Raw genomic sequence first — 360 nt, 5'->3', positions numbered from 1 at the left:
TATTTATATTTGTTCATTTAACTTTCCTTTAATATTTTGATATAAGCATTCATAATCTTATTTCTCTTTGATCTTAAAGAAGATATGTGTTTTTTATTGACTTCTTTGTCTTTTGAATTTTCTATTATTTCAATGTTAAGCTTTAGAATATCTTCAAGCTCAGATAAAATCTTTATTGATTCACGACGCTCCATTTTAGTTAAATTATCTATATATAAGGAGTAAAAATAATTAACCACTTTGGTGAAGATATTAACGTAATTGGCAGTGTTATGTTTAGCAGGTGTTTTAATAATATCTGTGAATTTATTCAAAATATCAACGCCCAAAGAAATAGCATTTTCGTTCATAATGATCCTC

At 25.3% G+C, this 360-nt stretch carries 1 protein-coding gene; it reads right to left on the bottom strand.

The window, feature by feature from the left end; translation table 11 throughout:
• Positions 1 to 17 precede the first annotated feature (17 nt).
• Positions 18 to 360, bottom strand: a 343-nt coding sequence (locus U881_RS0105845; RefSeq protein WP_326942980.1) for a BlyB family putative holin accessory protein, incomplete at its 5' end; no start/stop codon positions are given.

The sequence above is a fragment of the Borrelia persica No12 genome (assembly GCF_000500045.1).
GTDB classification, from domain to species: Bacteria; Spirochaetota; Spirochaetia; order Borreliales; family Borreliaceae; genus Borrelia; species Borrelia persica.
The sequence above is the reverse complement of the archived record's forward strand: the minus strand, read 5'-3'. Positions and strand labels throughout refer to the sequence as shown.